The organism is Anabaena sp. FACHB-83 (assembly GCF_014697485.1).
Classification (GTDB): domain Bacteria; phylum Cyanobacteriota; class Cyanobacteriia; order Cyanobacteriales; family Nostocaceae; genus Nostoc_B.
In genome coordinates, this window is record NZ_JACJRY010000027.1 from 54824 (window position 1) to 67884 (window position 13061).

General features: G+C 39.0%; 8 protein-coding genes. 7 read left to right on the forward strand and 1 reads right to left on the reverse strand.

What is annotated here, in order from left to right; genetic code table 11:
* The first annotated feature begins 19 nt into the window (after positions 1-19).
* Genes H6G79_RS25060 through H6G79_RS25080 form a run of 5 tightly spaced genes read left to right on the forward strand, consistent with a single transcriptional unit; the run spans position 20 to position 7537 of the window.
* Positions 20-1180, forward strand: coding sequence for a hypothetical protein (locus H6G79_RS25060; protein ID WP_190592748.1), 1161 nt, complete (start codon positions 20-22; stop codon positions 1178-1180).
* The gene (locus H6G79_RS25065; protein WP_190592749.1) at positions 1165-2193 is read left to right on the forward strand and encodes a MoxR family ATPase; all 1029 of its coding nucleotides are present in this window, start codon (positions 1165-1167) and stop codon (positions 2191-2193) included. The genes H6G79_RS25060 and H6G79_RS25065 overlap by 16 nt, the downstream gene beginning before the upstream one ends.
* Positions 2180-3406 (forward strand): hypothetical protein, encoded by a 1227-nt coding sequence (locus H6G79_RS25070; RefSeq protein ID WP_190592750.1) that lies wholly within the window; start codon positions 2180-2182, stop codon positions 3404-3406. The genes H6G79_RS25065 and H6G79_RS25070 overlap by 14 nt, the downstream gene beginning before the upstream one ends.
* A gap of 6 nt (positions 3407-3412) precedes the next feature.
* Positions 3413-7180 carry a CHAT domain-containing protein gene (locus tag H6G79_RS25075; protein WP_242048541.1) on the forward strand — a complete coding sequence of 1256 codons (3768 nt, stop codon included), beginning with the start codon at positions 3413-3415 and terminating at the stop codon, positions 7178-7180.
* 9 nt (positions 7181-7189) lie between these two features.
* Positions 7190-7537 (forward strand): hypothetical protein, encoded by a 348-nt coding sequence (locus H6G79_RS25080; RefSeq protein WP_190592751.1) that lies wholly within the window; start codon positions 7190-7192, stop codon positions 7535-7537.
* Positions 7538-7655: 118 nt separating this feature from the next.
* Here the strand turns inward: H6G79_RS25080 and H6G79_RS25085 are convergent, their stop codons facing one another.
* Positions 7656-10067, reverse strand: coding sequence for a tetratricopeptide repeat protein (locus H6G79_RS25085; RefSeq protein ID WP_190592752.1), 2412 nt, complete (start codon positions 10065-10067; stop codon positions 7656-7658).
* A gap of 218 nt (positions 10068-10285) precedes the next feature.
* On the opposite strand from H6G79_RS25085, the gene H6G79_RS25090 reads away from it, so the two are divergent.
* A complete protein-coding gene (locus H6G79_RS25090) occupies positions 10286-11470 on the forward strand; it encodes a caspase family protein (RefSeq protein WP_190592753.1) in 1185 nt (394 codons plus the stop codon).
* 118 nt (positions 11471-11588) lie between these two features.
* Positions 11589-13046 (forward strand): hypothetical protein, encoded by a 1458-nt coding sequence (locus H6G79_RS25095; protein ID WP_190592754.1) that lies wholly within the window; start codon positions 11589-11591, stop codon positions 13044-13046.
* The last annotated feature ends 15 nt before the right edge of the window (positions 13047-13061 follow it).

Sequence of the window (13061 nt, forward strand, 5' to 3'; positions counted from 1 at the left end):
TTAGGCGATCAACTATGACATGATTTCAGTAGAACTATATGAATTATGCCAAAATGTGTTTTTGAAATGCGATTATTTTGCTAATAATGACGCTCAAGGGCTTCGCAATTTATGTAGACCAATTGATGGACTTAAGCATCTAGCACTTAAAATTCCAAATAGCGTTGATTCTATCATTTTAGTTCAATCGGTATTAGCAATTGTTTTGGAAGGAGAAAATGATACAGATAGTTGGATATTTCCTAAGTTTATAAAAATATTACAACTGAGTATTTCCGAAGGTGATGCACGACGGATAGAATTTGATGACCTCTTAAGCAAGGTTCAAGAGTATAGAAACTTCACTAGAGCCAAGCAACCGAAAATTCATATTGACAAACACGAAATTTTTAATTCAATTATCGAAATTGATTTTAAAGACCAAGAAGATAACATAATCCAAGCTATACGTTGTCAAGAAAAACGTCAACGAAAAGCTGCATTTTTAGTTAATGGTTACGATGATAGATACGGACAAGAAATCTTGATTGAACGATTATTCCGGAAATTACCAGAGTTCATAAATGGACGAAAAATCAAAATAAAATTAGATAGCGGATGTGAAATATCCTATTTTTGGAAGCAAATTGCTCCAGAATTTTTTGGCTCGGAGCATATACCTAAAATGACAAAGGATATAGAAGAGAAAATTATAGATAAAATTCGTGAATGCTTACAATCTCAAAACTTGATTTTTATTTTTTATATACCTGACTATCTCTTAGCAGGATTTCTAACTGATTTAATTCAGCATTTTTGGCAACCAGTTGTAGATAGAGTCAATCACAAAGATACTTACCTAACAATGTTCCTCGTTGAACACAACCATAAAGAACTAGGAGCTAAAGGTTTAGGTGCTTGTTTAGCTTCGGACTTTGAGGATGAGCCAAGCTATCCTAGCTATCCCCTATATTTAAGTCAGCTAAGTAAATTTTCGAGCAAGCACTTAAATGAATGGTTGGACAATGGTGTAAAAGATGAAAAAATACGTCAAAATTTGCTTGCTGGTATGCAGCAGAGAAATTTTGTTGATAAATTGTTGAAAGAAACTGAATGGGGCATTCCTGAGCTTGTTTATAAAAAGATTTGCAGGTATTTTGATGTTAGTTGGGAGGAAATTGACCAATGCCAGATTCGATAATACCTCACATCTACACAGGCGAAAAGCAACCATCCCTCCAAGAATGTGAACTGAATGGACGTGAGCCTTATATACCCTCACCAGAGTTGATTGAAGCAGTAAATCTGACAATTTTTTTACAAAAACGCCCTTTGTTGCTCAAGGGAGAACCGGGTTGTGGTAAAACTCGCTTGGCTCGTGCTGTGGCGGATGAACTAGGTTTACCTTATGAGTCTTGGTATATCCAGTCTACAACTAGGGCAAAAGATGGTTTTTACACTTACGATGCGATCGCTCGTCTCCAAGATGCCCAATTATCACAGCATGATGAGCAGAAACGCTCAAAAGTGGATGACCCTAAAAATTATATCAGGCTTAGGCCGTTGGGTCGTGCGTTTCTGTACTCCCTTGACAAATCGCAACGTCACGAACTTGGTTGGTTGGGTAGTGACTTTCAGAAATCGTTGGAAAAATCGCAGCACAACTCCCCAGAAAAACCGCAACGCTGTGTAGTTCTGATAGATGAAATTGACAAAGCCGATATTGACTTCCCCAACGACTTACTTCAATCGCTAGATGAGGGACGATTTACCATTCAAGAAACGGGAGAGGAAATCAAAGCAAACCCAGACTACCTGCCAATTATATTTATTACCAGCAATGATGAGAAAGATTTACCTGATGCTTTCCTACGTCGTTGCTTATTCCACTATATTAAGTTTCCTCAAGAATCTGAATTAATCAACATTATTAATGCTCACTTCCCGAACTCACAACCAGCAGTTATAGGAGCAGCAGTTAGACGCTTTCGACAATTGCGAACACAGATGGAAAAAGATATCGGTAAAACTGGTAAAAAAGTCAGTACCAGTGAGTTAATTGACTGGTTTACAATCTTGCGACGATATTCTGAAGACCAGGCTATCAGAGAACTTAAAGGAGAACTTCCATTTGCTGGAACTTTATTAAAGTACTGGAAAGATTATCGGGACTACTTGCTTCCGCCACGGGAGGATAAAAATGAATCCCGTTGAAATTCCCTTACTCAATGTTTTATTAATTTTATTTAAGAAATTGCGGTCATACGGTTTTCCCTTGGGTGTTGAAGATTATATGTTGGCAATGCAGGCGTTGCAAGGTGGATTTGGTATGGGCGATCGCCAAACATTAGAGCGTCTGTGTTGTACACTATGGACAAAATCTGAGCAAGAAGCCCGTCTGCTAAATCGACTTTTTGATGAAGTGCTAGCTCAACCCCAAACTTATACAAATCAATCTTCTATCAAAGAATCAGTAAAAACTACAGTCGAAACATCCAAAAAAACCGAAACGCCTCAACCTGTAAATCCATCAACAAAGCCACCAGAAACTGTAGATTCTTCAACACCAGCATCTGTTTCCGAAGAATCTAATCAAGCACCGCTTGACAATCAAATAACTGAGCCTCAAAAACCAGTTTCTGAACCAAGTCCACCTGCTGACATAGTGCAAGAAATGGAACCGGAACAGTTAATTCAAGCAGTTCGCAGCAATCAATCTAGTAGCTTTGAAATCAGCTACTACCCCACCGATGTATCAGCACAATATCTACCAGTAACCAGCAGAGAGATGAAGCAGGGTTGGCGTTTTCTACGTCGTCGCGTGCGCGAAGTTACATTAGAGGAGTTAGACGTAGCAGGTACGGTAGAAAAAAATTGTCGCTACGGGATTTTACCTGAACCAGTGATGATGTCACGTTATACCAACCAAGTTAAACTGGTATTACTGGTTGACCAAGGCGGCTCAATGGTGCCTTTTCATCATCTTTCCCGTCAATTGATAGACAAAGCTGAACGGGGTGGAAACATTAAGCAAACCAGTGTTTACTACTTCCAGAACTATCCTGAAAAATATCTTTACAGTGACCCAACCCGGCTGAAAGCTCAACTAATTACGAACTTTCTAGAATTTATTGATAAAAAAACATCTGTACTAATTGTTAGCGATGCTGGTGCTGCACGAGGTAACTATAATCCAGAAAGAGTAGAGTATACCCGAAAGTTCATTGAACAGCTTCAGCAATCAGTAAATTATTATGCTTGGTTGAATCCCATGCCCAATGATAGCTGGCAGTATACCACATCTGCTGAAATTGCTCGTTTTGTGCCAATGTTTGAAATGAGCCGTGAGGGACTTAGTGCAGCTATTAACACTTTACGCGGTCGCTATGTTTACTGGGAGCATCCTTACCAGTGGATGTTGTCATAGTTTTTTATGAGTGAAACAAGTGCAACAAATTTAGATATTGCTGTTGAGCGAGTCGTAGGATTTGCCCAAAAATTTGATCGGGCACATTTAGACTTGGCATGTCATGCTGCATTTCCACAGACACTAACACCTGATTTACTTTACCAAATTTGGCTGCGCTTTGTACCGCAAGCGCCCTGGACAGCAGTTGCTCGCATACTTCTATCTCGTTTGTGTCGTGAGGTGGGTTATGAGCTTTACGAGATGGATGTTGCTGTACGAAATTTGTTGCTAACAGAACTTAAGGAAGATGAGCGTTTTGGTGAACAGCAATTAGATAAATTAGCCGAGTTTTATACCCATTATTTAAAGCAGCAATTTGGAAGCCAAGAAGGACAGGAAGAAGATTTAACCCAGCCTCAATATTGGATAGCACTTGCTTCTACTAAGTCAAAATATCCGAGTCGTAAATTAGCAAAAGCTATTGAGTCGAGGTTGAAACAGAAAAATTGGAAAGAACTGTTTCGCCTAACTTCATTTATACAAGCTGTTCCAGAAGCATTGGTGGAATTTGAAGCACCACTGATTACTTATGCTCGTGGAATGTTGAATTACACTACTGGGGATTTAGAGGGTGCGGCGGAAGAATTTAGCAAATTACAAAGGCGGCAACGTCAAGTTGATATTGTTGGAGTAAATTTGTCAATTCCTGATGAAGTTCCTTTAATTGAAGTAGAATTAGCTTTCTTGCAAAGATTACTACAGATTATTTCGGAAAACAATGGTGATACACAAGTAGTTTATTCATTCCTAGCAAAGAATGTAGAAAAACTGAATGAACATTTAGCAGAAGTATTGCGACTTTGGGCAACCAATCTTTTGAAAAAATTGCAACCAGATGAAGCGCAATTAATAGCTACATATATCAGCAATTTTAGTATATTGCTGACTCAGTTTCCTTTGGGTTATAGAGCCAGGAATATAGAGATTGCTATTACTGGTTATGAAATAGTGTTGACTGTCTTTACCCGTGAGGTGTTTCCTAAAAATTGGGCAGGCATACAGGCACTCTTAGGTAATGCTTATAGAGATAGAATTTCAGGAAATAAAGCCGAGAATTTAGAACAGGCACTTACCTATTTCTTGGCTGCACTCCAAATCTTCACTCACGATGATTTTCCTCAAGATTGGGCTTTGACGCAAATTAGTTTGGGGGAAGCTTACATTAATAGAATTCAGGGAAATAAAGCGGAGAATTTAGAACAGGCAATTGCATCTTGTTTGGCTGCGCTCCAAATCCTTACCCACGATGATTTTCCCCAGGATTGGGCAGGTGCACAAATTAATCTAGGAATTGCTTATATTAACAGAATTTTGGGAGAGAAAGCTGAAAATCTAGAAAATGCGATCGCTGCTTGTACTGCGGCTTTAACTGTCAGAACCCACGACGCTTTTCCCATAGAATGGGCAGCAACACAAAATGCTTTGGGAATTGCTTACATTAACAGCATTAGGGGAGATAAAGCTGACAATTTAGAAAATGCGATCGCTGCTTGTACTGCGGCTTTAACTGTCAGAACCAAAGAGGCTTTGCCTATTGATTGGGCAGAAACGCAAAATAATCTCGCAACTGCCTACAGGGAGAGAATCTTAGGAGAGAAGACAGAAAATATTGAAAATGCGATCGCGGCTTGTACTGCTGCTTTAACTGTCTACACCAGAGAAGCTTTGCCTGTTGAATGGGCAAGAACGCAAAATAATCTCGCAACTGCCTACAGGGAGAGAATTAAAGGCAACAGGGCAGAAAATATTGAAATGGCGATCGCTACTTATTCTGCTGCCTTACAAGTATACACTCGTGAATCGTTCCCATATCACTGGGCAATAACACAAAATAATCTGGGAACCGCTTACCGTGACCGAATATTAGGAGAACGAGCCGAAAATATCGAATTGGCGATCGCTGCTTTCTTTGCTGCACTGGAAGTCAGAACCCGCGATGCATTACCCTATGATTGGGCAGAGACGCAAAATAATTTAGGGACTGCTTACCGTAACCGAATTCGGGGAGACAGGGCAGAAAATATTGAAATGGCGATCGCTGCATACCAAGCGGCTTTGATGGTTTACACTCGCGAAGCTTTTCCCCAAAACCATGCAGAAAATTTATGTAACCTGGGGATAGCTTACCAAAAAGCAAACCAGTTAACCTCAGCTTACAACACCTTTCAATCTGCCATTGCCACAGTAGAATCTTTACGGGAAGAAATAATTTCTGGGGAAGAAACCAAACGCAAACAAGCCCAAGAATGGAACAAACTTTATTGCCACATGGTAGAAGTTTGCCTAGACTTAAGTAATATCACGGAAGCGATTGAATATGTTGAACGTATCAAAACCCGCAACTTAGTTGAACAGATTCTCGAACGTGACTATAAAACCATCTTTCCCCCAGAAGTAGTCACTCAACTAGAAAAATACAGGGATGAAATAGCCACAGGACAATATCAAATCCAAAATGGCAAAGCTGAAAATCCACAAGTCCTAGCACAACATCTTCAAGGATTGCGACAGCAGCGAAATGAATTGCAAAACGGCTATTTACCCGTTGGTTTTGGTTTCAAATTTGACTCATTCCGCTCGACTCTGAACGATCGCACTGCAATTGTTGAGTTTTACATTACAAACGATAAGCTGCTCGTCTTTATTATTACCAAGCAAACCCAACAACCAATTACTTTATCATCCAATTTGGTAGACCTGAACAAATTAGCAAATTGGGCAAACAGCTATCTGAAAGCCTATAGTCATAAAAAATCCTACTGGCAACGCCGCTTAACTACCCGTCTGCACCTGCTAGCAAAAATTCTGCACATTGATGAAATATTAACCCAGATACCAAACCACTGCGATCAACTCATCTTAATTCCCCATATGTTCTTGCATTTGTTCCCCCTTCATGCACTCCCGGTAAGCCAAAATTCTGAAAATTCGCCTTGTCTTCTGGATTTATTTGCTGCTGGTGTGAGTTATGCACCTAGTTGTCAACTACTGCAACAGATGCAAAAGCGACAACGTCCTGAATTCAGTAAATTTTTTGCTATCCAAAATCCTAACCAAAACTTGAGTTGGACTAATATTGAGGTAGAAAATATTAAGCAATATTTCTCCAATATTTATGTGTTAGAGGGAAAGGCTGCAACAAAACAAGCTGTTATGAATCAACTACACCTACCCCTGTCTGCCCATTGTATACATTTTTCTGCTAACAGTTACTTTGACTTTAACTTTCCTTTAAAGTCAGCTTTAATTTTAGCGGATGCTGATAATTCCCAAACTATTGACTTAAACAAATGCCTTACTTTGGAAGAAATCTTTAATCTTAATCTAAGCGAATGCCGTTTAGTCACACTCTCAGCTTCTGAAACAGCCTTAACAGACCTCACAAGTGTTAGTAATGAGTATATGGGCTTCCCCAGCGCCTTTTTAGTTGCAGGTAGCGTTAGCGTAGTGGCTAGTTTTTGGGGTGTAAACGACTTATCGACGGCTTTATTGATGATAAGATTTTACAAGAATCTACAACAAATGGGAACTACGATAGCAGTTGCCCTCAATGAAGCTCAAAGATGGCTTCGGGAAGTTACAAAACTAGAACTGCAAGAGTTGATTCAAGGAATAGACATGAGTCCAACACTAAAAATAAATCTGCATCGTCGTTTTTACAAATTGGCAGATAATGCAAAGCCATTTTGGCAACCTTTTTATTGGGCAGCTTTCAGTGTTATTGGTGCTTAGGAGTAAAAAGTGTCACCTTACGAAGAAAATATTTTAACTTTTGTATACATATTACAAACACAACCTGAGCTATTAACAGCAGAAGACCGTACTGATGTACTAGAATTGCTCGCAACCCTTCCAGATGATGTTGAAGAAATCTCAAATGCGATCGCTCTCTGGTACGAAACCCGTCCGCAAATTTTAGATGCTATCCTTAACGTACCAATTGAAGATTTAGACAGTTTACGAGCTGCGGGCGGTCGTAGTACACCCATCACTGGTGCAGAAAGTAAGGAAATGATTGAAAACTCGGTAACTCAAAGTAGAGACTCGAAAAAGTCAGATTCCTCATCGTCTTCAACGAAGAAAGAATGAAATGTTTGCCACTTAATGCGAGTTCATCTGTTTGTATTTTGATTATAACCGCCAAATAAAAGTAATTTTGAAAATATTATTGTACTTGACATTTTTGAAAAATGCACAATTACAATTACTACATTCGTCTCCATTCTCGCTCAATTTTTTCTAACTCTTTTAGTGCCCCTAAATTTAGATATATTTGGCAAGCTATATTATAATGAGATTCTGCCATTTTTATATTGCTACATCGATGTTTTAGCTTGGCTAATCGATAGTTAGTCAATGCAATATGTTTAACCATACATAGTTCTTGCATTTTAGCTAAAGCTTCTTCTAGAATTTTTTCTGCTGATTCAAAATTCCCCATATAAAATTCAGCTTCCCCTAAATTCCCTGTAGTCTCAGTAATATTGATTTCAAGGTCAGGGAAACTAGGAGATTCTGCGTAAAATTGTAATTGCTTTTTATAGCTTTCTGCTTTTACACCCCAAGCCTGCCGATTGTAATCATCCAAAAATTGGCAAAAATCTTGCATTCTCCCCTGGTCATAATTTTCATGCTGTGATTGCATCCTTAACTGATAGCTTTGTTCTTCTAAGTCCCAACTTTGACGTTCATTATCAATTAATTTCAATGAAAGAGTAGACATTTCTTCCAGATTCTCATAACCCTGCTCTGTAGCTATAGATAAAGCCATATTGAAGCATTTTTCTGCTAACTCCCAATTACCAAAATCAAAATATATTTCTCCTAATGAGTGTAGACATTCAGAGAGTTCAAAACCACTTAGATATGGCAAATTTTTCTCATACAGTTCTTGCAATAAATGCCAGTATCCCCAACGCTTTAAATATTTTTTTGCATTGGAATTTAACAATTTATATGCTTCAAAATAATCCCCTAAATAAAAATATAAGTATTGAGCTTCTAAACATGGATATAATTCTTCGATATTTTTGGGATTATCATATATATTTTTAGCTGCTTTATAATAGCAGTAAACTCTTTGTAAAAGAGCAGGTAAATTATTTATAAGCTCTTTTTGTAAAAATTCTTTAATAACACGATGTAACCCATAATAATGTTCACACTCTTGTTCGTCGTAATAAGATTCGACTAAACAATTATCAACTAATCGTGTTATGATTAGCTCTGTTTTATCAATCTCTACATCACTAGTTTTATATTTTTTTTCTAGTTCACAAGGCTTTATTAAGCAGTCCTCCTTAATCCAATCCTCTGTATATAAGCGTAAAAATGTTAGACCTTTAATATTAATAGGTTTACGTAATATACATATACGTTGTAAAAGTTCCCTTCCCTCCTCACTTTGACGCTCAAATTGAACTTTCAAAAGTTTGGCAGCATTTTTTGTTACTAATTCTGGATGTTTGCGGAGATATCCAGGTTTACCTTTAGCAATAGCAGCTAACTGAGTAAGTAAAAATACATGTCCATCCACACTTTGTGCTATCCATTCTAAATCTTCGTCGCTGTCTGTAAGGTGACGTTGCTGCAAAATTTTAATGCCTGATTCAATTGACACACCTCCCAAAGTTTCTAAATGCACTAACTCTGAATCTGGCTGGGAACCTTCATACCGCGAATCTGCCAAATTAGATGGTTTTTCTCTACAGGTTATAATGATTTGAGATTGGTGATTTTTATACGTTAAATCATTTAGCAAAACACCAAATTCTTCACAAGTAGCATATCCAGCTAAAGGATGGCTAGCTGAATGTAACATTACCTCTGGTTCATCAATCAGGATTAAAAAACGCTGATGTAATAGTTTTGTCAATATAATGTTAATTTTCTCTTGAGCATTATTAGCTAATTCTGCTGCTTCGATTTCTAGAGCATTAAAGAAGAATTGAGCAATTTCATCAAATCTACTTCCTTCTTTTACTCGAAAGAAAATTACACCATCATAAGGACTTTCAGAAGCTAGAGAAGGTGGTTTAAAGGTCACACCCACCGATTCTAAAAGTTTAACAGCTAAACTTGTTTTCCCTATTCCTCCTTGTCCCAACAATGCTATAACTTTAGGTAGAATATTTGTATAATTCGGCTGCTCTCCTGGTTGCAGCAATTTAGTTTTTAATTTATCTATTAACTGAGTTCGCCCTTGCCACACAGCTATTTCTGGGATTTCTTCTAACCCTACCACTCGTTTTTCAACGCATTTTTCTTGATTAAAGGTGCTTGTTGACTGAGAAAGCTTTTCAATAGCATTCTTGACAGTCTCATACAGTTCACTCAATTCACTATATTGCCTATCCCCTGGATGGTACTTATCTCGTAAAGTAGCTAACAAAATTGCTAAAACAGACTCACCTCTGTCTGTTAATTTTTCTATTAAATCTGCTATACAAAAGTTAACTAGTTGCTTTGGATTATTGGCCTTTCTGATTTCATATTTAAATGGAAGTAGTTCATCAGTTACGAAAACTGCAATCAGAGTCTCGTAATCCTTAAACTCATCGCATTGCAAGAGAACTTGGCGACATCTATTATTTAGCTCTTTTGGCAATCCTGCACTCATTTCTTTGCAAATAGATAATTCTTTTCAAGTACTGAAACTATTGAGACTAATGTAGCGTATCATTGTAAAGTTTTACCTTAACTGAAGTTCCCAAGCAACCTTTATATCCTTTGTAATCAACACTTTGCACTTTTGCAAAGTGTTGATGTAGCGCAGAATGTTGCAGCTAGATTCTCCATGTACAATTTTATATATTTATCAGGCATTTAAACGGAGATATGGTAGGTATCCCCTCACAACTGCTTAACCGATTACGTCAAGCGCTTTTAGAATGCGAACAATTTGAGAGCGATCGCCAACTCCGGTCTGTTTTTAACAGCTACGAACCTCTCAGACCTTGGCGTTCGAGCGTACCCCAGGCAGATAGCCTTACTAGCAGAGTAGATAATGTAATTGGCTTTTTAGTTGACAAACGTCGCAGTAATACCCAAGAGAATGCCCTTGTCCTACTCTTGCGTTCGTTAAGCAGTTTAATAGATCAAGAAGATGAACGCCATCAACAACTGGCAGATTTAGCAGTCGAACTGGAAAATGCCCTTGGAAGTACATCAACTAGAAATGAACCTCAAGCAATAAATCAACCAGGAATTAATCCAAGAGGTAATGCAGTACAAACAAATAACCAAGCACCAGAACTTCGCCCGATAAAAAATCGCTGGGCACTTTTGGTAGGTGTCAACAGCTATAACGACCCTAACTTTAGCCGCTTAAATTTCTGCGTAGATGATGTGCTGGCATTAGAAGAGAGACTCAAAGCACTCAACTACACAGTTGTTTGCTTAAACGACAAGCTTGGACACGGTAACTCCCGCTTCCCTACCCGCGACAATGTAGAAGCAGAGTTAATTCAACTTTGTCAAATGGTCGAACCAGATGATCTATTGTTAGTGCATTTTGCTTGTCACGGAAAGCTTTTCAATGGAATGCCTGTACTGATAGTAAATAATACTCGTTCACCAACATTGGAAAAAACTGGACTATCCCTAGAAGAAGTAAAGCGACATATGCGTTCCAGTAAAGCAAAGCGTTTGGTGCTGACGCTGGATGCTTGCCACATGGGAGTAGAAACGGGCAGGGACATTGACGACCCGCAGTTTATTCATAATGCTTATGAGTTAGCTGAGGGTTTTGCTTTAATTGCTGCCAGCACAGCCCAACAAAAAGCGCAAGAGTCACAAGATAAAAAGTTTGGGGTGTTTACTTACTATCTGCTAGAAGCACTCAACGGTAAAGCAGATAGGGGTAGCAAGCGTTTTGTGACTGTGGACGATATTAAGACTTATGTATTAGATAGTCTCAGGCGTTGGAGTGTGCAAAATGGTGGCATTATTCAAGAACCGACTGCTTACACTGAGGGGTTAGGGGACATTATATTAGCGGATTATCGCAATAATCCAGGTTAGGCACAGGTAGCATATAAAACTCTAAAAAATCATAATTTTCTCGAAAAAATTACCAATTTAGCTATAATATTGTCCCAGCGACGAGGTATGTAAAAGCTAAATAATCAGGAGGGTTGGCATGAAGCGCAGTCAAAAAACCATGATAGGGTTATTCATGCTAACTCTGGGTTTAATATTGGTAGTACCACCAGTCCAAGCTGAACCAAAAGTTACCCTAAACCCCTCCAGTTTGACGGTGGTGGGAACGCAATGTCCAGTTTTTTTAAAATGCCCACCTGTTAAACGCCATCTGCTGATTCAGACAAATGAGGCGATCGCTAATTTGCAGGTCATCACCTTGGACTTAAATCGAGCTGATTCGTCTGCTGTTGTCTCTGCTAGTGCAATTCGCCCAACTCTATCGACAAAATCAGTACAGCCCAAACAAGCTATAACAATTCCAGTAGAGTTAAATTTCGACAGCATCCGTAGTGGGGAGTATAGCGGTCAATTGCTTGTGGTTTATGACAATGGTGAGTTGTCCGTTCCAGTCATCGTGCGGATTAAAGACCACTGGCTGTTACCTTTGTTTGTGCTTTTATTAGGTGTAGGACTGGGAATTGGAGTTTCAGCCTATCGCAGTGATGGTATTCCTCGCGACGAAATCGTAGTACAAGTTGGTCGCATCCGCACCCAAATGCAAGCTGACTCCGAATTGGCACAATCATTCCAAGGAAAAATCGCTGGATACTTAATAGATGTAGAAACAACTTTGGCTGCCAAACGTTGGGATGAAGCACGGCAAGCAGTAACCCAAGCACAAACAGTTTGGGATAAATGGCGAAAAGAAAGAGAAGACTGGGTAGCGCTGGTAAACTATTTATCTGAGTTATTTGATAGCCTTGAAGCTCTCAATAGTAATGCGTCTTACGTGCAAGCGGTACGTAGCCAATTGGAAAACGCAAAACGACAAGCAGCTGACAAAGAAGCTACCCAAAAGTTACGCGAAGATTTAGATTATTTAAGACAACAAATCACCTGGTACAAACAAGGTCAAGCTAAACTCGAACAGTTCAATATCCTGAGAAATGAATTAACTCAGTTAGTACCACACAAGGATGAGTCCCTCAGACGCATATCACAGGGTTTACAGAACGACCTAGACGAACTTTCTCCAAGCGATAAAAAAGCTGTCGAGGATTGGCAGACAAAAGTTAACAATGCAATTGACGAATTAGACAAAGAAATTAAACAACAACCACCTGCTGAACCTGGAGGTACTCAAATTACAGCTAGGGATGCCAACTACACTACACCACCTACGCTTCCCAACCCAGTTCCTGAAGTCATTTCTACACAACCAAGTCCGATACAAGCTGCCCGGAATATATATTGGTTTAACTGGTTAAGTTATGCGATCGCTGTAGGACTTCTGGCAGGAGCAGGATTTGGACAACTTTATGCTAGCCAACCTATGTTTGGTGCTAATGGCTGGAGTGATTATTTTACCTTGCTAGCTTGGGGCTTTGGAGCAGAGGCTACTCGCGATGCTATTACTAAGGTTGTGCGTGATTGGAAGTTACCGGGGCTTAAGTAAACAATTATCTCAGGA